The sequence below is a fragment of the Longicatena sp. genome, assembly GCF_982403165.1.
Window position 1 is genome coordinate 15,442 of sequence record NZ_CEVYEL010000027.1, and the last position, 20,770, is coordinate 36,211.

The following is a 20,770-nucleotide window of genomic DNA, read 5'->3' on the forward strand; positions in this document are numbered from 1 at the left end:
TGGATGTTATGAAATTAAGTGTTGCCATAGCTTTTGGCGGTGTTTCCGTTGAGCATGAGATCAGTATCCTTTCAGCAATGCAGGCAATTGCGGCTTTTCCAGATGCTTATGAAATCGTACCTTTATATATTGCCAAGGATGGAAGAATGTATAGTGATGCCTCATTTCAAAAAACGGAGGTATTTCAAGATTTAACAAAGGTTACGCAGGAAAATTATGAAGTTCAGCTTGTACGTGAACATCAACGGGTGTTGATGCAATGGAAAAAACATCACTTTTGGAAAACATCTCGCGTAATTGACTTTGTACTGCCGATTTTACATGGGACAAACGGAGAGGATGGAAGCTTTCAAGGCTTTTTAAAGACCTTGCATGTACCGTTTGCGCAGTGTGGTGTATTATCCGGTGCTTTAGGACAAGATAAAGTAGCTATGAAAATGATCCTGCAAGATCAAGGGTTACCTTTAGTACCATGGTTTTATTGGTGGAAACAAGAGCCATTAGAGGAAGCATTCTTTGCGAAAGCACAGCGCCTTGGCTATCCGATGATCATAAAACCAAGCAATCTTGGCAGTAGTATTGGGATTGCGGTAGTACAAAATGCGCAGGAATTAAAGAAAGCGATGGAAGAGGGATTTCAATATGATGATAAGATCGTCATTGAAAAGGTGATCACCCCATTAAGAGAAATAAACGCATCTGTGTTAGGGGATATGGAAGATGCCAAATGCAGTGTCCTAGAAGAAGTTGTAAAACAGGATACAATTTTATCCTTTCAGGACAAATATGAAGGACATGCGAAAAGTAAAGGAATGGCTGGTACCAATCGTCGCGTACCGGCTTCCTTAGAAAAAGAAGAAGCGCAAGAAATCACGTCCTATGCATTGGCAAGCTTTCAAGCGCTGCAGGCGGAAGGGGTTGTCCGTATTGACTTTTTGATGAATGCGGATACGAAAGATATTTATGTCAATGAGATTAATTCTATTCCGGGTTCTTTAGCGTATTATTTATGGGAAGCCAGTGGTCTGACTTTTACAAAACTGTTAGAGGAACTGATCCAGTTAGGCATGAAACGTTGGCGTAGAGAAGAAAAGCGCATTGTGAGCTTTGATACAAATGTATTACAATTGCAGGCAAAAGGGGGCAGTAAACAATTGTAAAAAAAACAGATGGTGTTTTACCATCTGTACATAGGTTAGTGAACGGTTTTTCGATATTCATTCGGCGTCATGCCGGTTTCTTTCTTAAATACTTGTGAGAAATAGGATTGGGAAGAAAACCCGCTTGATTCGGAAATTTGGGAAATGGAATAATTGGTTGTCGATAAAAGCTCTTTCGCCTCTTTGATTCGCAATTGTATCAAATAGTTGATGGGAGAGATTCCTTTGTATTGTTTAAAAGCATGTACGAGATAAAACTTGTTCATAAAGGCTTTTTCACTTAGTAATTCGAGGGATATTTCTTCACGGAAATGATTGTTGATGTATTGTTCCACAAAGCGGCATTCTTTGGCCACTTTTTTTGCAGGCGCAATCAACAAATTTGCTTTCGTACGACGAACCATATTAATAATTAGTACTTCTAATAAGTTTTGACAGACAACTTCAAAGTTGTTGTCTTTTTCTTCCATCTCTTGTAATAAGGTCTTCAAATAAAACAGGATTTCATGCTTAAATTCATAATAGTTATGTACACTATAATCTTTTTCTTCTTCCTCTTCATCTTCTTGTTCAGAAAAGCTGGTGAACTGCAATCCTTCAATTCCCAATACGATGTATTCTAATGGGGAATCACCACGACTCATCTCAGTATGTACGACGTTTGGGTTGACAATGATCATGTCATCTTCACATACATCGAACACATTATCATTGACAAGAAAGCTTCCTTTGCCGCGGATTACATAAAATAGTTCGGTGCAATGATGCGCATGTGGCGTACTGTGCCAGTCCCCTTCATAGCGTGATGTAGAAATATACAAAAGACGATAAGACATTTTATCTAAACGAGGCACATCTTCCATCTGATAACGCTGAATACTCATGATCTGTCCTCCCTTTTTTACCATTATATAGAAAAAAATCATAGTTGACAAGATATTGTTAAAAAAACAAACTTGCCAATATATCTAAAAAAATCAAAATGAAGAGGAAAAAGCTCGATAAATCGATTCTTTTTTTAGAAATCTTGTTACAAAAATGGAGAAAATGAAGGATTAGGTCATTTGACAAGACTATAGGGAATACATACAATGTTGTCAGATAACACAAGGAGGACGTTTATGAAAACGAACAAAGGCCGTGTAACCGTGCCGACCGATGTAGATGTAATTGAAGACACCCTGCGCATCATTGATTTATGGGGCGCAGACGCCATTCGCGATTGCGATGGTACCAACATGCCAAAGGAATTGAGTGACTTGGATGTGAAACAGTATGCGACTTATTATACGACCCGCAAAGATAATGCATGGGCCACAGCACATCCGGAAGAAATCCAGCAGATGTATCTGATGAGTGATTTCATGACAGCATCCACTTCAACTCTACGCATTCCATTAATGAAACATTATTACGAAAAACAATTAAAAGTTAATACGATTGATGACATCAGTCGCTGGTGGGAAGTAATTGATCGTACAAGTGGTGACATCATTCCTTATGGACAATGGCTGTATGAGGAAGAATGTGGTGAGGTCGTCATTCAAGAGGCAATTCCTTTTCATGCTTATACCGTAAGCTTTCTGGCTTTTGTAATATGGGATCCAGTACATATGTATAATGCGATAACCAATGATTGGAAAGATGAGGAGCATCAGATGACCTATGATGTTCGTCAGCCGAAAACGCAAGCGTATGTCTTAGCAAAATTACGTTCATGGTGTAAGGAACATCCGGAAGTCGATGTGATTCGTTATACAACGTTTTTCCATCAGTTTACCCTGATGTTTAATGAAGAAGCAAAAGAGAAATTTGTGGATTGGTTTGGTTATAGTGCCAGTGTATCCCCATATATTTTGGAACAATTTGAAAAGGAAGTCGGATACAAATTCCGTCCGGAATATATCATTTCGCAAGGCTACCATAATTCAACCTTCTGCGTACCTACGAAAGAATATAAAGACTTTATGAACTTCCAGATGCGTGAGGTTGCCGAACTGGTAAAACAATTTGTCGATATTACGCATGAAGAAGGAAAAGAGGCCATGATGTTTTTGGGCGATCATTGGATTGGTACAGAACCATTTGGACCATATTTCAAGGACTTAGGAATTGATGCTGTTGTTGGTTCTGTTGGCAATGGTACGACCTTACGTTTGATTTCGGATATTCCTGGTGTGAAGTATACCGAAGGAAGATTTTTACCATATTTCTTCCCGGATGTCTTCTGTGAAGGCGGCGATCCTATTCAGGAAGCTAAGGTCAATTGGGTAACCGCAAGACGTGCTATTTTACGTTCTCCATTGGATCGTATTGGTTATGGCGGTTATTTGAAACTGGCTTTGCAGTTCCCTGATTTTGTGGAGTATATCACACATGTTTGTGATGAATTCCGTGAGTTATATGATCATGTACATGGGGCAAAGCCTTATTGTATGCCATTTAAAGTGACGATATTAAATGCATGGGGAAAGGTGCGCAGCTGGGGTACCCATATGGTGGCGCATGCATTATGGTATAAAGAGATTTATTCTTATTCCGGTGTATTAGAGGCTTTAAGCGGTATGCCATTTGATGTTTCATTCATCAGCTTTGATGATATTCTAGAGGATCCGCATGTTTTAGATGATGCCGGTGTTATTATCAATGCCGGAGACGCTTATACTGCCTATAGTGGTGGCGAGTATTGGGCTGACCCACGTATCATCGAAGCAATGCGTCGCTTTGTATACAACGGTGGCGGCTTTATCGGTGTTGGAGAGCCAACAGCTTATCAGCGCAATGGTCATTTCTTCCAACTCTATGATGTCTTAGGCGTCGATAAAGAATTAGGATTCTCTTTGTCTACGGATAAATACAACTGGGAAGAGAAAGAGCATTTCTTAACGGAGAACTTTGCTGAGACGATCGATTTTGGTGAAGAAGTAAAAAATATATATGCATTAAATGGAACCACGGTTTTAAAAGATGACCGTCATAATATCATGTTTGCGGCCAATACGTATGGAAAGGGACGCAGTGTTTATTTGCGCGGATTGCCATTCAGCTTTGAAAATGCTCGATTGTTATATCGCTGTTTATTTTATGCGGCTGGCAAAGAGGATGAAATCAAGACATGGTACAGTGAAAATCCTAATGTGGAGGTCAATGTATATCCAAATACCCAAAGCTATTGTGTCGTGAATAACACATATGAAGAACAGACGACTACGGTATATACAGATAGGGAAAGTTATGCTCTTACCCTAGCGGCCACGGAAATTCGTTGGTTTTCGATAAAATGATGATAAAAAAGAGGGAGTGAAGATAAGTCACTCCCTCATTTTTTAATACTTTTGTTGTAAGATGGTTTTGGCACATTTACCGGAAAATAGACGAGAACCATCGCTATATCCTTCTTCTCGATCTTTTAATTCAGCGATTAAATATTTACGCAGTTGCTCAATGCGTTGCTGGTATTGTACATCATGAAGAGCATCGTGTGTTTCATTTGGGTCATTGGCGAGATGGAAATATTGTTCCCTGCCAGTTTCACTATACCAGATATATTTGTCTGTTGGCGTTACGATATAGTGGTTACTGAATCCCGAATGAAAACTGTGTTCGCCATGCAAATAAGAGCGTTTGATTTCTGTATCATGCAAAATCGTATCATACAAGGAAAGACCATCCACCGTTTCAGGAATCGGCAAGTCACACAAAGCTAACAGAGTTGGCATGATGTCGCGTAATTCACAGATACCCTGTATGCGTTTAGGAAGAAGATCCGCAATGTTTTTACCGATATGCATAAGGAAGGGAATATGGGTACTGCCTTCATAAGGGAAAACCTTACGCCATAGGCTATGATCAAACAGCATTTCACCATGATCACTGACAAAGAGGATGATGGTATCCTCATACATTCCTTCTTCACGAAGGGCACTGAGAATACGTCCAATCTGATGATCTACATGCGTGATGGAAGCATAATATCCAGCCATAGCATCATGACGCATAGCTGCATCATTACAACCATAGATGGAATCACTTGTAAAGCCATATTGCTTTGTCATCGCTTCATTATCCCAATCACCTTGTGCAGGTTCGCGCAGTTGCTTATCCTTATACATCGCATAGTAAGCAGGAGGAGGATCTAATGGCTGATGCGGACGAACAAAACTACTCATGAGAAAAAACGGCTTACTGCGATCTCTTGTCTTTAAAAAACGAATACTGTTATCAGCACACCAATTGGTAGGATGCAATCGTTCTTCATAGATCCATGGATGAGTGACCCAGGAATTACACTCAGCACCGCTGGCATTGACATCCGCATGACGATCTAAACTGTTTTGTAAGTCAAACAGATAATCATCACAGACCTCTTGATGCATCCAATGTGGTATATCATTGCCTCGATAACATCCCAAATACCCATCATGCAGCTTCAATCCTTGAAAGCCACATAATAACCGCGGCGGATGAACATGCATTTTGCCGATACATTGCGTTTGATAGCCGGCATTGCTAAACTCTTCTGCCAAATAATGCTCATATTCCCAAGGAATATTATCCTCATAGCCGACACGCCGGTGTGCTCTTTGACTTCGCCCTGTTAACAAAGCAGCGCGAGCGGGAATACAGCTGGGGCAAGCAGAATAGGCCTGTTCAAATAAGACACCATCATTTGCTAAAGAATCTAAATAAGGTGTTTTTACATCCGGATGATGTGCAATGGATAGGCAGTCGCCGCGGAACTGATCACACATCAATAAGAGGACATTTGCTTTTTTCATAGAAAACTCCTTTACTTTTTATATGGAGATACGCTACGCTATAAACAGATACTTTGCTTTGCGTAAGCTACAACATCTTCATTATAAGAAAAAACAGACGGTTTGTAAAATGATGCCGAAAAAGATGTCAAGATACTCATAAAAAAGACCATCTTATATAATAAATATATTTCATTCTACCAAATGATGTAATAAAATAATACGCATGAAAAAGAAAAGATCAGGGAAGGAAGGTTCTATATGAAACAGCTTAGTGTATTAATCAAACCGGCAGGTGCGGCCTGCAATATGGCTTGTGGATACTGTTTTTACCATGATGTCGCAAATCATCGCAAAGATTTTGCAGGTGTTATGACATATGAGGTGATGGAACTGGTCATTGCACGCGCTTTTGCATGTGTAGATGATGAGGGAAGTCTTCATTTTGCGTTTCAAGGTGGAGAACCTACCTTAGCTGGATTGCCTTTTTTTATCTCTTTTATCAAACGGGTGAATGAAAAACAACATAAACAGCAAATACGTTACAGCCTGCAGACAAATGGCTTGTTGCTGGATGAAGCCTGGGCCCTTTTCTTAAAACAGCATGATGTTTTAACAGGAATATCACTTGATGGCTATGAATCATTGCATGAGCATATGCGAAAAGATGCGCAAGGGGAAAAGACGTATTGGCGTGTACTGCGTGCGTATGAATTATTACAAAGGCATGGTGTGAAAGTGAATATCTTAAGTGTGGTGCATGAGGAAAGTGTGGCGCATGTTAAGGCCCTGTATCATTTTTTTATCCAGCATAAGATGGAATATGTGCAATTGATTCCCTGTTTACCGGATTTGACAAATAAACATCGTTATTTATCGGCACAGGGATTTGCTCGCTTTTACATCGAGATGTTTCACTTATGGCATCAAGGCATTTCAAAGGGGCATCCCTTACATATCGGCTTATTTGATGATCTGTATCTCATGTGCATGGATTCTTTACCCTTAACTTGTGGGCGGCTGGGACGCTGTGCATTTCAGTATGTCATAGAAACAGATGGTACCATCTATCCATGTGATTTTTATGCATTGCCACAATTTGCCTGCGGAACGCTTGCTACTCACTCCCTGACGTCAGCAAGACAATGTGAGAGGGCAGAGCAATTCTTAAAACAAGAACTTCCTAAACAATGTCAAACGTGCTCCTATCTTAATTTTTGTCGTGGAGGATGCAAGCGCAAACGCGATATTTATTTAGAGGAAACGATTGGATATTGTGGGTATCGGGAATTTTTAGTACATGTATTACCAATTGTCTTAGCTGATATTTCATATGAAATAGAATGTAAGTGAATGAAAGGGAAGAAATATTGTTTCTATTATCAAAAAAGCAATAAATATAAAAAACAGAACAATATAGGGATTGTATAAAACGCTTTCATTATGTAATATTTAGGTATGGAAAACAAATCCAAATGAAGGAGGAACAGTTTTATGAAGAAAATGGTAGCATTAGCTTGTGCCGGCCTGATGGTTGCAAGCGTTGTTACAGGATGCGGCAGCAAGAAAGATGACGCTGACAAATCCGGCGGAGAAAAAAGAGTTCTGAAATTTGACTCATTCTCTGGTGGTAACGGAGAGGAAGTATGGAAGGATCTGGAAGCAGCATTTGAAAAGAAATACCCAGAAGTAGACGTTCAGATGCGCTTTGAAAAAGACTTACCAGCAGTTTTGAATAAAGAAAACGCTACAGGTACTTACTCTGATTTGGTTTACTACAACGTAGGACAGAAATCAGGATTCACAGAAAGCCAGCTGAACAGCGGCGAAGTTATGGATATCTCTGATGTATTCGCAAACGCAAAAGATGTTGATCAAGCATTTGCTGATAGTTCCGTATCTAAATATTTAGGTGATGGAAAGAACTATTTAGCACCAATCATGTATACTCCAGGTGCATTCTTCTACAATGCTGAATTGATCGGTGAAGGTAAGAAATATGCATTACCATCTACTTGGGATGAAATGTTTGCTTTAGGTGATCAGCTGAAGAAAGAAAAGGGACCAGCATTGTTCACATATCCAGTAAAAGGTTACTTCGATAACACATTGATCGGTATGTACAAACAATTAGGTATCCTAGATAAAGCATTATCTTATGATGATTCTACTTGGACTTCAAAAGAAGGTACAAAGATTCTTGAAACAGTTGGTAAATTAGTTGCTAAAGAAAACGGTTATCTGTTTAAAGATACGGTAGCTAACGCTAACGCAAAAGATGGCTTTACAAACAACCAGCAGGCTGTTATTGATGGTAAAGCATTGTTCATGCCTAATGGTTATTGGGTAAAGAATGAAATGAGCAAAACAACTCCAGAAAAAGGATTCAAATGGGGCGTTATGGCTCTGCCAGCATTCGAAAAAGATGGTAAACGTGCAATTGCATCCTTTACAGAACAGGCTTGGATTCCTAAGCAGGCTAAAAATTCAGCTGATGCTAAGAAATTCTTGGAATTCATCTACTCTGAAGAAGGCGCTGAAATTATGTTGAAACATGATATCGTTGCTCCTGTTAAGGGTATCACTGACAAGATTGACAAGAACTCTGACTTAGGTAAAGCATTCGCTACTTATAGTGAAAAGAACGTGGAAACTATCGTTGGTGCATCTTATGCAGCATACGACAAAAAAGCACTTCCTAAACTGGACTTCAACGCATCTTTATATGGACCAATTGATGACATCGCAACTGGCAAGAAAGATGTAGCCACTTGGAAATCTGAACTGATTAAACTGTGGAAAGAACTGAAAGCTAACCCAGTTAAATAAGTAAAAAAGTTGGTAATAATTAAGCGATGAGCCATCCAGTTCATCGCTTTTTAAAAAGATTGGAGGTTTCTATATGAACAAAAAGAAGGCCCAGCGTACATTTATCTTCGGATGTCTGGCGCCCGCAGTAATATTGGCTATCCTCTTTATTGCTGTACCAACGATTACCGTCTTTAAAGAATCCTTCTTTGATAAGACAGATTTGATTCATGACGGTGCATTTGTCGCTTTAGACAACTTTAAAGTATTATTCTCTGATGAAAGATTTATCGAATCTATGCAGAATATTATTTTAACTATTACGCTTGTAACACTCGTTACTTTAATACTAGCTATCTTATTCGCAACCCTGCTGACAAGAGAGGAATTCAGAGGAAAGAACTTCTTCCGTGTCATCTTCTATATTCCTAATATTTTAAGTATCGTTGTTATTGCCGGTATCTTCGCGGCTATTTATCAGCCATCCAATGGTATCTTGAATTCCTTCTTGGAAATGATTGGTTTGAGTGGCTTGACAAGAGCTTGGATGGGGGATCCGGATATTGTAAATTACTCTATTATCGTAGCATTGATCTGGCAGGCAATTGGTTACTATATGGTTATGTACATGGCGAGCATGTCATCCATTCCGGAAAACCTGTATGAAGCAGCTTCTTTGGAAGGTGCCGGTAAGATCAAACAGTTCTTTATGATTACCTTACCGCTTATCTGGAATAATATACGAACAACACTTACATTCTTCGTTATTTCTACGATCAACTTAAGCTTCATGTTTGTCCAGATTAATACGGAAGGTTCCCTAGGCACAGAAGTACCATTGAACTATATGTATAATAAAGCATTTGCCGGCAACTACAGCTATGGTATGGCTGCTGGTGTATGTATCTTCCTGTTCTCATTTGCCTTATCGGGCATTTTGAACAATATTACAAAACGTGACGTATTAGAGTTCTAGGAGGTAAACAAAATGAAAGAAAAAAAGAAATTTTCGCTATATAAAGTGTTTGTTTACGTCGCTCTAATCGCGTTAGCAATCACTATTATCGTACCAATCGTGTGGGTCTTCATGGCCAGTGTAAAGAGTCAGTCTGATTTAGTTCAGCGCAGTCCTTGGAGCTTACCTACACAGGTACTATGGTCAAACTTTGCGACTGCATTTCAAAAAGCACGCATGGGTGACTACCTGGTGAATTCCGTCATTGTAACGGCGATGAGTATATTCTTCCTATTGATCGTTGCACTGCCTGCATCTTATGTATTGGCACGGTTCCGTTTCAAAGGAAAGAAATTCTTTAATGCATTATTTATGGCAGGACTTTTCATTAATACGAACTATATTGTATTACCGATTTATGTTATGCTGTTCCATTGGGAAATTGCATTACAGGTACAGGATGTGTTCTTAAACAATAAAATCATGCTGTCACTGATATATGCGGCAACGTCGCTGCCATTTACGATCTATTTGCTCAGCGGCTACTTCCAAACTTTGCCGAAAGCTTATGAAGAGGCGGCTTTGATTGATGGCTGCGGATACTTTAAGACAATGACTAAGATTATGATACCGATGGCCAGACCTAGTATCATTACGGTTATCTTATTCCAATTCTTAGCATTCTGGAATGAATATATCATGGCCTTTACATTAATGGAAAAAGACAACTCAACTTTGGGAGTCGGTTTGAAATTCTTGATGGCAGATCAGCGAGCGGCTGCAGACTTTGGTGTTATGTATGCCGGCTTGGTAATCGTCATGGTTCCGACACTGATTTTGTACATCTTAGTACAGAAGAAACTGACCGAGGGCATGAGCCTTGGCGGTTTGAAAGATTAGGAGACGATTATGGGAAAAACGACTGGAAGAGTGACATTACCTGGAGAATCTAATTTCCTTGAAGAAAGTAAAGACCTGCTGAAACGCTGGGGTGCCGATGCCATTCGTGACAGTGACGGCACTAAGCTGGATGAAGGAATCAAATCGTTAGATGCCAAAATTTATACGACTTATTTTGTTGCCAGAGGACATAATGAATTTGCTCAGCAGCATATGGAGGAATGTCAGCAGATTTATCTGATGAGTCCTTATACACTAGCCGATAAAGAAGAAATTACGATTGCCTTTGCGGCTGAATATTTTGATCAGCAGGTAACACCGGATTATGACCATGATCCAAAGGAATGGTGGGAAGTTATTGATCGTACAACACAAGAAGTTGTTGATGTGAAGGATTGGGATATAAATACAAAAGACCATACGCTTACGATACATCATGCTAAGAAGTTCCATGAATATACCGTTTCTTTTCTGGCTTATATCTTATGGGATCCAACACAGATGTACAATCACATCACCAATGACTGGGGTGATAAACCTCATGAAATTCCCTTTGATGTACGAAAACCTTTCTCTCGCGCATATGTCGTACAATATTTAAAAGACTGGTTGGCTGATGAAGAGAATAAACGCTGTGATGTCGTACGATTTACAACGTTCTTCTATCACTTTACGTTAATCTTCAATAAGCTGGCAAAAGAAAAATTTGTGGATTGGTGTGGATATGGCGCTAGTGTTTCTACTGAGGCAATTTTAGCCTTCGAGAAAGCCTATGGCTATCGCTTACGCCCAGAAGTATTTGTAGATAATGGATACTACAACTCAACTTTCTGTGTACCAACCAAAGAATATTTGGAATACATTGATTTCCAACAGCGCTTTGTTGCGGAAACGGCAAAAGAATTGGTACAGTTGGTTCATGATGCTGGCAAAGAAGCTATGATGTTTTTGGGAGATAACTGGATTGGTACGGAGCCTTATGGCAAATACTTTCCGGAAATCGGCTTAGATGCTGTTGTCGGAAGTGTTGGCGGAGGTGCTACCTTGCGCTTGATTTCCGATATTCCCGGAGTGAAATACCATGAAGGACGATTCCTTCCATATTTCTTCCCGGATACCTTCTATGAAGGAAATGATCCGACGATTGAGGCAATTGATAACTGGTTAAGTGCACGTCGTGCGATTATGCGTAAACCAATTGATCGTATCGGCTATGGCGGATATCCTAGCTTAGCTTACAAATTTCCAAAGTTTGTAGACTATATTGAAAAAGTTTGTGATGAATTCCGTGAAATCTATGATCGTGTACATGGTCAAACACCATATTGCGGATTAAAGGTAGCAATCTTAAACAGCTGGGGTGCTTTACGCAGCTGGCATGCATATATGGTTGCCCATGGCTTGTATTGCAAACAAATTTACTCATACAATGGTATGCTGGAATCGCTTAGTGGTGCCAGCGTAGATGTTGTCTTCCTCAGCTTCGATGAGGTGTTGGAACATGGTATCCCAGAAGATATTGATGTTATCATCAATGCAGGGGATGCCCACACCGCATTCTCCGGCGGAGATGTTTGGAAGAATGAAAAATTAATCTCCATGATGCGTGAATGGATCTATAATGGCGGTGGATTTGTCGGTATTGGTGAACCAGCAGCAGTTGAAAACGGCGGAAGATTCTTCCAGCTGGCGGATGCTTTAGGTGTCGATAAAGAATTAGGTTTCACACTACACACGGATAAATATTTCCACACCCCATTAGCAAGTCACTTCATTACGGAAGATGTAGTGGAAGAATTGGACTTTGGTGAAGGTATGAGAAACATTTATGCGCTGAATGAAAATACCGAGATTATTTCCTACAGCAACGGCGAAGTACACTTAGGTGCACATACTTATGGAAAAGGAAGAGGCGTTTATATTGCCGGTCTTCCATACAGCACGCAGAATACACGCGTACTGCTGCGTTCTCTCTATTATGCGGCACATAAAGAAGAAGAATTTAAAAAATGGTATGCGGATAACCTCTATTGTGAAGTTCATGCATACCCGGATAACAACATGTATGCAATTCTAAATAATACCAATCAAGAACAAAAAACAAATGTGTATGATGGAGAAGGCAATCATGTCGCAGTAACACTCGCCCCTGGTGAAATAAGATGGATGGTGATAAATGATGGAAAATAATGCAGTGAAAAATATAATCATGGCAATCTTGTTCTTCGTGTTTCTTGGACTGATCATTGTCGGACAGAAAACCGTCAGTGTGGCAAATCTAGGCATGGAATTCATCGGCCTTGCGGGATTGCTCGTTCTGCTGTATTTATACAACAGAAAATACAAATAACAGGAGGTAATAAGAATGGCTGAATTATCATTAAGACATATTGATAAGATATATGACAATAATGTCCAGGCAGTATTTGACTTCAACCTGGAGATTAAAGACAAAGAGTTTATCGTCTTTGTAGGACCATCCGGCTGCGGTAAATCAACAACATTGCGTATGATTGCCGGGTTGGAAGACATCAGTGCCGGAGAATTTTACATTGATGGCAAATTGATGAATGACGTGGAACCAAAGGATAGAGATATTGCGATGGTTTTCCAGTCTTATGCATTGTATCCACACATGAGTGTTTACGATAATATGGCATTTGGCTTAAAGCTGAAAAAAGTGCCAAAAGAAGAAATCGACAAACGTGTGCATGAGGCTGCACGTGTTCTGGAAATTGAAGAATATTTGGATCGTAAGCCCAAAGCTTTATCAGGCGGACAGCGTCAGCGTGTTGCTTTAGGACGTGCGATTGTACGTAATGCGAAAGTATTCTTGATGGATGAGCCACTGTCAAACCTGGATGCAAAGCTACGTGTACAGATGCGTAGTGAAATTATCAAATTGCATGAGCGTATCAATGCGACAACGATTTATGTAACTCATGATCAGACCGAAGCTATGACGATGGCTGACCGTATTGTTGTTATGAAGAAAGGGTATATTCAACAAATCGGAAGTCCTAAGGAAATCTATAATAATCCTGCCAATATGTTCGTTGCCGGATTCCTGGGAGCACCTGCCACAAACTTCTTAACCGGGATTTGCAAAGGACACAGCTTTATCTGTAATGATCATGAAATCAAACTGCCGGAAATGTTCCATGAAGCATTGAAGCCATATGATGGCAAAGAAATTGTGATGGGTATTCGTCCAGAAGATTTGCATGGTGAAGGTATCGTTGCCGATACGTATCCAACGGCACATTTCCAATTTGATGTAGATGTCAGCGAATTGCTAGGTCATGAATTCATCCTGCATGGCAAATGGGGCAAGCAACGTTTAGAAGCAAAGGTTGCGGCACGTATGGAAGCCCGTGCACATGAAACGATTGAACTTGCTATGGATTTAAGTAAGGTACATTTCTTCGATCAAGAAACAGAATTAACGATTGTATAATAAGAATTCCCCCATCTTTCCATAAGGAAAGGTGTTGCTGAAGAGGCAGATATGGATAAATAGCATGTCCCCTCCTCTAATATATAGCCTCTTCAGCTATAGGAAGAGTCGATCTGACATCAGGAAGGAATTGCAGATTGACAAAAAATCCCGTGATAAGCGGGATTTTTTATGTGAAATGTTTCTATAATATCTTATAAGCATGATGTTACCAATTCAATAGCTAGGAATAAAAGGACCAGATAAGATCAATGGATATGTAAGTAATTGTAGAAGCGTTAAAAATTTGCAAACACAACTGTTTTAAGCAAGCTTTTTTAAATATCCTACGTCATCAGAAAGTGAGATACTACTGTTTATTTCGTTTGGCATACTTGTAATTGCAGTTGGGTGATATATTCTTCTTTTTGGCGTGTCTCATGCACATCAATGACAAAAAACTCCATGGCTTCTGATACGATCGTATAGTGATGCTGTTGACAATATTCGATCATCATTTTCAAATGTTGATAATCAGGATCACGCGGTCCTTGGTAATAAAGATTGAGATAAAGACCCTCAGGCAATGTGAATTCATAATCTGTTAAAGTGTCTTCCATGATAAAAACAGAGGAAGGATGAATATGGTTCTTATCTTCAATGTTCAAAAAGCAGCCAGTGTGAAAATTGCCGATTGTATAAATATTGTCTTCATATTCTTTGCTGAGCTTAATCAATTGATATTCAATATCATCGTGAATATCATCAGTAGCTAAGGAAACACATTTACGTTGGTTAAGATGCAAAAGCTCCATCTTATCAAAGACAACTTTGGTACTTTTCAATAAAGAAGCTTTACGACGCTGTAAATCCTTTTTCAGTTTTTTTAGCTCTTGAATACGTTGATCGACAATACGTTCTTCCTCTTCCATAAAGGCAAGGCTATTTTCAATTGTACGGTTTTCTAAATAGGCGGCAATATGCTTCATGGAGAATCCTAAATTACGTAAATCGCGGATCATGTTCAAACGATAAATGTCACTTGTCGTATATTGCCGATAGCGATTCTTGTCACGCATGGGATGAAGAATACCGATTTCTTCATAATAACGTAAGGAATCTACGCCAATATTGTATAATTTAGAAATTTCATTAATTTTATAGTAGTTTTTCATGTACACCTCTTGACTCTGGTATTATACCAAGGTTTATAATGCTCATGCAAGTGAGGTGTTTTATGAATCATAAAAAACAGTTTTTAAAATTTGTCGTGCCATCCATAGTATCAATGCTAGTATTTAATTTATATACGATGATCGATGGTATTTATGTTGCACGTTTTGTTGGTGAAAAAGCCTTATCGGCAGTCAATATCGCTATGCCCTATATAAATTTTATATTTGCTTTTTCCATTTTATTTTCCGTTGGGACATCGACGGTCGTGGCTATTTTTCGAGGAGAAAATAAGCTGGTACAAGCGAATCAGACATTTACGCGAAATACACTGTTTTTAAGCGTCTGCGGTATCGTTATTACGTTGGTTGCACAATATTTCTTAAATGATTTAGCACGCTTTTTAGGTGCTAGTGAAGCTACGATGCCCTATGTGCTGGATTATTTGGGAACAATCGCATGGTTCAGCTTTTTTTTCATCGTATCGTATTCTTTAGAAGTATTAGTAAAAACAGATGGATTTCCTCGTTTAGCTACCGCAGCCGTAAGTGTTGGGGCAGTCACAAACATTGTGATGGACTTTGTCTTAGTCGTTGTATTTCCTATGGGAATCAAAGGGGCAGCTTTAGCTACCGGATTATCACAGGTGTTAACTTTTACCGTATTCTTTCTTCATTTTTTGATGAAAAGGGGAAATATTCATTGGTGTCGTACAACTTTAGATATGTCGGTGTATAAGCGCATTCTGCCTATCGGTATAGCTGACTTTATCACGGAAATGTCGGCAGGCGTCATCGTCTTTCTTTTTAACCATGCTATTTTAAGATATATAGGGGATGATGGAATTGTCACCTATACGGTGATTACGTATATATACAATCTGGTGATGATGACCTTTACAGGAATATCACAAGGAACACAACCTTTAGTCAGCTTTTATCATGGAAAAAAGGAGCCCGCGACCTGTGCATTATTTTTACGCTATGCCCGTATATCAACATTTACAATATCAATTGTTGCCCTTGGTTTCTGCCTGTTGGCAGCACCGCTTATAGTTTCCATATTTATTGATACAAATATACAGCCCTTATTTCATGATAGTGTAAAAGCCTTTCGCATGTTTTCCCTATGTTATTTGGTTATTGGCTATAACATTATATATAGTGGTTATTTTGCAGCTTTGGAAAAAAACCGATATTCTTTTACAATCTCTATGTTGCGGGGATTTGTATTCATAGCTTTTTCTATCTGGGTGCTGGGATGGCTATTTCAAGGAGATGGCATATGGCTTGCGACCTTGTTATGTGAATGTATGACCTTATTATGCAGTACTTGGTTTATGCATACGGAATATAAAAAGAGAAAGCAAGCATCTTCATAATGCTTAGGATTGTTTGATATGTATTATAAAAGCCTGTTTTCATGATCAACTCTTATATATACAGCATGTGGACATGTCTGGGTAATATTTGAGAAATCATGTAGGAAACAGGCTTATTTTTGATTCTGTATTTTTTCTAGTGCTTCTAACAAATAGAAGAGACGATAATTATCTTTTTCCGATAGCTTAATATTTACGTTATATAAGTAATGTTGTAAGACATCGGCATCTTTTAAGATTTCCGATATCGTACCATCATGACGACTCATTTTATCAGAATGAACAGCGATGACATTACGAATGATCTGAACTTCTTCTTCAGTGAAGGCCTTCGTTTCGTTTAATAGCTTTTCCGCGTATTCACTACTGCGTTTGGCGTGAACAGCATGAGGACAATTTTCCGTATATAAAGCAATATCATGTAGCATAGCCGCTATGCAGGCAAGCTCTACATCAGCTTTCCGAATGGTTGCCAAAAGCGCTGCGGCTTGTGCAACACCATACGTATGAATATAAGCGAATTTACGTGTTTCTTCTTTTTGTAATTTGTTGATTTCTTGATCAACTTTTTCGCGTATTAATTCCAGGCGGTCCATATCATCACCTCTTTTTATTATTCTAGCATGTATACAGTGCTTTGTATAGGCTTTCAGAGTGTTTTGGTCATAAGTATCTTTGTTCGACAAAGTTTTTTAACGTGTTCATAAAAACTAACCATAATTACTATTTACGCAATAAAATTACCGAACAAGAAGAATATATTATATGTGGTTATTGTCCTAAAAATGCATAAAAATGGCAGATTATTTACTTTTTTATCTTGCATAATCGCTTATTTGACTTGCATGTAATAGAATGCTAAAATAGTAACGAAGGATGGGATTATTTCGCGTGTTTGTGTAATCCTTCCATACACAAAACTGCAATCAAAAATAGGATGTAAATGCAGCTATCTTCATCGTTATCTTAAAAACAGTATAACGAATTTCTTCTGTAAGGATGGGAGCCTTATGGAAGGTGGAACAACATTATGTACATTATTTCTAGCGGATAGATAGTAGGGCATTTCAAAACTTATAGAAAATAAGTGAAAGGACGTGTGGCGAAATGGCAAAGGAAATTTTTGACGTTACACTTTTTAATGAATTCACGATTACATGTGGCAAAGAAAAAGCGATTATCACCGAATATCTTGGAAAACAGCTGGTAAATCTTTTTCAGGTATTTCTTTATTACCGTGAACAACCGGTGCACAAAGATACGCTTATCGAAATTTTATGGCCGGAAAGCGATAATCCGATAAGCGCGTTAAAGTTTACGATTCATCGTTTTCGAAAGGATGTACAAAAAATACCTTTTTTTGAAGGTAAGGAATTGATCTTGACCGTTAAACAGGGTTATCAGTTAAATCCTGATTTTGAATGGCATATTGATTCGGAAGAATTTGGTAATCTTTGGGAAGAAATCAAATTTGAGGAGAATCTCAGTGCAAAAACGATGAAGATAGCGTATCGCATGGTAGACCTATATAAGGGGAAATTTTATATATCAAATTCACAGCTTATGTGGACACAACAAGTATGTGAATTCTATCGGCATGCGTATGTGAAATGCGTGATAAAGATATGTAAGAAACTGTTGGAAGAGCAAAAATATGAGGAAATGATGACTTTAAATTATCAGGCAATCTTATTAGAACCGTTTTATGAAGGTCTGCACTATTATTATATGAAAGGTTTACTTGAAACGAGTGATTATCACAAAGCATTGCGATATTATGATGATTTAAATGAATCTTTTGTAAAAGAGCTTGGAACAGGTTTATCGATGCGATTTAAAGAATTATATGATGCCATCATGAGTGATCATGAAAACATTGAACGTGTAAAAATTGATAGTTTATTGAAACAACTATCAAGACGAACCGAGGAAGAAGGCGGATTCTACTGTACCTTTGAAATGTTTAAGTACATGTACGAGTTGGTCATGAAAAGCGCTATGCGAGATAATAAGCGTTTATATCTGATATCTTTTGAAATCAGTCATGAAGATGATAAAGAAGAAGAAGTATTTAAAGTAGTGAACAAGGTGAAACATCTGATTGCGTTATCCTTACGTAAGAATGATTTGTTTGCGAAAATCAATGAAGGACAATTTATTGTCTTAGTAGATTGTCAGACGGTAGAAAATGCTTATCTGATTATTCAGCGTATCAGTCATCGCTTTTATAAAAAATTCCGTAATAAGAAATTACGTCTGAATTATTATGTCACGGAAGCAAAATTACTTGATCCAGAGGAAGCAGAATAAAAAAAGAGTGCACAAAAAGGGCAGAAGCGATTCTGTTCTTTTTTAGGGCAATTAATTATTAGATAGTCAAATTTTTTAGAGGTTTTCACCAGAAATTTAGGGAGAAAGAAAAAAACAAACGAATCTTTAAGCCCTCTAAAGTTTGATCCCCTAAACGAACCCTTAATTCAGATCGCTAAAGATTTTGGATATTCTTTTTATTATCTGAGGGGAAATATCGTTTTTATCGTTATCTAGTGTACCAAGGATGTAGTTTCTTATGCACTGATATGTATCGTTGTGAAAAGTAATAAAAACATGCTGAAAAAAGGGGTTAAAAAGAATCACTTCAAATGTTACCTAAGCCCAAACACGTCTTTTTTTCAAAAGAAAACAGTAGCTGATTTAAAATAAAACCATTTTATAACTAGTCTGCTCATATAATGAAAAAGTAAAGTCAGTGGTGGCTTTATTTTTATGTTAGGGAGTATAAATGAAAGAGAAAGGAGATGGAGAAGATGAGAAGAAAATGCGCTAAAATATTTGTGATATTTGCCTTGTTGTTACAGCTGGTACCGAGTAATTTTATGACAATCACGGCAAAAACGACAAAGACAACGACGGGCAACGTTGTGGAAGTAACAATGGAAAATGATTCTGTTCAAGTGATTACCAAAGAACAGTTGCGTCAAATGGCAAACAAGCAACCTTCTTTGACTGTTAAGGTTCTGTTAGCTGATGAAATTCTTGATGATATCAATATGATCTTAACGGATGGTAATGATCCTGGTGATACCCAAATTTCACTGGTAAATGGTTATCGTGTTATTAACATGATGCTTGATCAAAAGCCGTTTATTTCTGGAAGTAAGATATCCTTAAAAGCGAATGATGGCAGTAATTTGCATAAAGTGCTTACGATAGAAGTCGCAAAAGATCAAAAACAAGCGTCATTAACAAAAGGAACACAGCCGTATGAAGAAACGATGCATAAGGTAGTTTACATTGTGAATCAAGAAGAAACAATAGAGTATGTGAAGCATGGTGAAATGCCCAAACATGCACCAATCGTTAATGGTGGATTTTGGACGAAAGATGGCCCTGGTGGAAATGCAATCGTCCCCAATCAGACACCAATTTATGAGGATACAAAATTCGTTTTTCATAAAGGGAATAAAGAGGAACTTATCACCATTACCTTTGATCCTGCCAATGGAACAATCGATGGCAGTTCCGATAAATATGAACAGCAAATATATAAAAACAATTCTTTAATTGACAATCAAATTCCTACCCCTATCCCAAATGATTCGCGACAAGTATTTATGGGATGGTCACTGCAGGAAGATGAATCAAATACACAGGATAAAGATAAGCTACATACAAATGAAGATATAGCGAAGCTTATCTTTTCGGCGAATGCCACCTTTGTAGCAATATATCAGAATACTGAAAAAGAAGGTTGGCATTTTATATTTGCGCAAGAATCTTCTAATGTCGAGGTGTTTTATAGCGAGGATGGAAAAACCATTCAGCAGATGCAGAAAGGCCGCTCACATGAAGTGATTGATGAAAATGGTTATGTGGAATTTTTCGTAAAAGTGCCAACAGGCTATTCGGCAGGCACACAGTTTTTGCATCATAATGCATCAACTATGGAAGGATTGGATGCTACTACAGGAGAAGCAATTTATCGTGGAGGAATCTATACGCCAATCCATTCTTTTAAGAACACGCAAGCAAGAGAATTGGCGATTGAGAAAGGATGTACTACGGCTTTTTTCTATAGCCAGTCCACACCGAATCTGAAATATAGAGAATTTAAGATTGCTGCTAAAATCGTAAATATTCAAGTTAAATAATTGAGAAGAAATTCTCACAACAGAATAAAGTGCTTGGAAATATTGAAAA

16 protein-coding genes are annotated in these 20,770 nt (G+C 38.4%); 12 read left to right on the forward strand and 4 right to left on the reverse strand.

Features of this window, described 5'->3' with window-relative positions; translation table 11 throughout:
* Positions 1-8 precede the first annotated feature (8 nt).
* On the forward strand, positions 9-1,160 hold the full coding sequence (locus AC1VS3_RS07430; RefSeq protein WP_026006742.1) for a D-alanine--D-alanine ligase family protein: 1,152 nt from the start codon (positions 9-11) through the stop codon (positions 1,158-1,160).
* A 35-nt stretch (positions 1,161-1,195) separates the two neighbouring features.
* Here the strand turns inward: AC1VS3_RS07430 and AC1VS3_RS07435 are convergent, their stop codons facing one another.
* The gene (locus AC1VS3_RS07435; protein ID WP_008687162.1) at positions 1,196-2,044 is read right to left on the reverse strand and encodes an AraC family transcriptional regulator; all 849 of its coding nucleotides are present in this window, start codon (positions 2,042-2,044) and stop codon (positions 1,196-1,198) included.
* A gap of 237 nt (positions 2,045-2,281) precedes the next feature.
* Between AC1VS3_RS07435 and gnpA (AC1VS3_RS07440) the strand changes: the two genes are divergently transcribed.
* Positions 2,282-4,444, forward strand: a complete 2,163-nt coding sequence (gnpA, locus tag AC1VS3_RS07440) for a 1,3-beta-galactosyl-N-acetylhexosamine phosphorylase (RefSeq protein WP_008687164.1) — start codon at positions 2,282-2,284, stop codon at positions 4,442-4,444.
* Between the two features lie 42 nt (positions 4,445-4,486).
* Here gnpA (AC1VS3_RS07440) and AC1VS3_RS07445 read toward each other — a convergent pair whose 3' ends face one another.
* A complete protein-coding gene (locus tag AC1VS3_RS07445) occupies positions 4,487-5,938 on the reverse strand; it encodes an arylsulfatase (protein WP_008687165.1) in 1,452 nt (483 codons plus the stop codon).
* Between the two features lie 240 nt (positions 5,939-6,178).
* Between AC1VS3_RS07445 and AC1VS3_RS07450 the strand changes: the two genes are divergently transcribed.
* The 7 genes from AC1VS3_RS07450 (at position 6,179) to AC1VS3_RS07480 (ending at position 14,037) form a co-directional block, all read left to right on the forward strand.
* Positions 6,179-7,270 carry a radical SAM protein gene (locus tag AC1VS3_RS07450; RefSeq protein WP_481275568.1) on the forward strand — a complete coding sequence of 364 codons (1,092 nt, stop codon included), beginning with the start codon at positions 6,179-6,181 and terminating at the stop codon, positions 7,268-7,270.
* 141 nt (positions 7,271-7,411) lie between these two features.
* The gene (locus AC1VS3_RS07455) at positions 7,412-8,746 is read left to right on the forward strand and encodes a carbohydrate ABC transporter substrate-binding protein (protein WP_008687170.1); all 1,335 of its coding nucleotides are present in this window, start codon (positions 7,412-7,414) and stop codon (positions 8,744-8,746) included.
* Between the two features lie 73 nt (positions 8,747-8,819).
* Entirely contained in the window at positions 8,820-9,701 is an 882-nt protein-coding gene (locus tag AC1VS3_RS07460; protein WP_008687172.1) for a carbohydrate ABC transporter permease, read from the forward strand.
* A 12-nt stretch (positions 9,702-9,713) separates the two neighbouring features.
* On the forward strand, positions 9,714-10,580 hold the full coding sequence (locus AC1VS3_RS07465; protein WP_008687174.1) for a carbohydrate ABC transporter permease: 867 nt from the start codon (positions 9,714-9,716) through the stop codon (positions 10,578-10,580).
* A 9-nt stretch (positions 10,581-10,589) separates the two neighbouring features.
* Positions 10,590-12,770: a 1,3-beta-galactosyl-N-acetylhexosamine phosphorylase gene (gnpA, locus tag AC1VS3_RS07470; RefSeq protein ID WP_008687177.1), complete on the forward strand. Its 2,181-nt coding sequence runs from the start codon at positions 10,590-10,592 to the stop codon at positions 12,768-12,770.
* Positions 12,757-12,930: a DUF6903 family protein gene (locus AC1VS3_RS07475; RefSeq protein WP_008687178.1), complete on the forward strand. Its 174-nt coding sequence runs from the start codon at positions 12,757-12,759 to the stop codon at positions 12,928-12,930. The genes gnpA (AC1VS3_RS07470) and AC1VS3_RS07475 overlap by 14 nt, the downstream gene beginning before the upstream one ends.
* Positions 12,931-12,945: 15 nt before the next feature.
* Entirely contained in the window at positions 12,946-14,037 is a 1,092-nt protein-coding gene (locus AC1VS3_RS07480; RefSeq protein ID WP_008687180.1) for an ABC transporter ATP-binding protein, read from the forward strand.
* Positions 14,038-14,393: 356 nt separating this feature from the next.
* On the opposite strand, the gene AC1VS3_RS07485 is transcribed toward AC1VS3_RS07480, so the two are convergent.
* Entirely contained in the window at positions 14,394-15,191 is a 798-nt protein-coding gene (locus AC1VS3_RS07485; RefSeq protein ID WP_008687181.1) for a MerR family transcriptional regulator, read from the reverse strand.
* A gap of 62 nt (positions 15,192-15,253) precedes the next feature.
* Between AC1VS3_RS07485 and AC1VS3_RS07490 the strand changes: the two genes are divergently transcribed.
* Positions 15,254-16,570, forward strand: coding sequence for an MATE family efflux transporter (locus AC1VS3_RS07490; RefSeq protein ID WP_008687184.1), 1,317 nt, complete (start codon positions 15,254-15,256; stop codon positions 16,568-16,570).
* A gap of 113 nt (positions 16,571-16,683) precedes the next feature.
* Here AC1VS3_RS07490 and AC1VS3_RS07495 read toward each other — a convergent pair whose 3' ends face one another.
* Positions 16,684-17,166, reverse strand: a complete 483-nt coding sequence (locus tag AC1VS3_RS07495; RefSeq protein ID WP_008687185.1) for an HD domain-containing protein — start codon at positions 17,164-17,166, stop codon at positions 16,684-16,686.
* A 511-nt stretch (positions 17,167-17,677) separates the two neighbouring features.
* Here AC1VS3_RS07495 and AC1VS3_RS07500 point away from each other — a divergent pair.
* Both AC1VS3_RS07500 and AC1VS3_RS07505 read left to right on the forward strand, forming a co-directional pair.
* Positions 17,678-18,880, forward strand: coding sequence for an AfsR/SARP family transcriptional regulator (locus tag AC1VS3_RS07500; protein WP_008687186.1), 1,203 nt, complete (start codon positions 17,678-17,680; stop codon positions 18,878-18,880).
* 497 nt (positions 18,881-19,377) lie between these two features.
* The gene (locus AC1VS3_RS07505) at positions 19,378-20,721 is read left to right on the forward strand and encodes a hypothetical protein (RefSeq protein ID WP_481275569.1); all 1,344 of its coding nucleotides are present in this window, start codon (positions 19,378-19,380) and stop codon (positions 20,719-20,721) included.
* Positions 20,722-20,770: the final 49 nt, after the last annotated feature.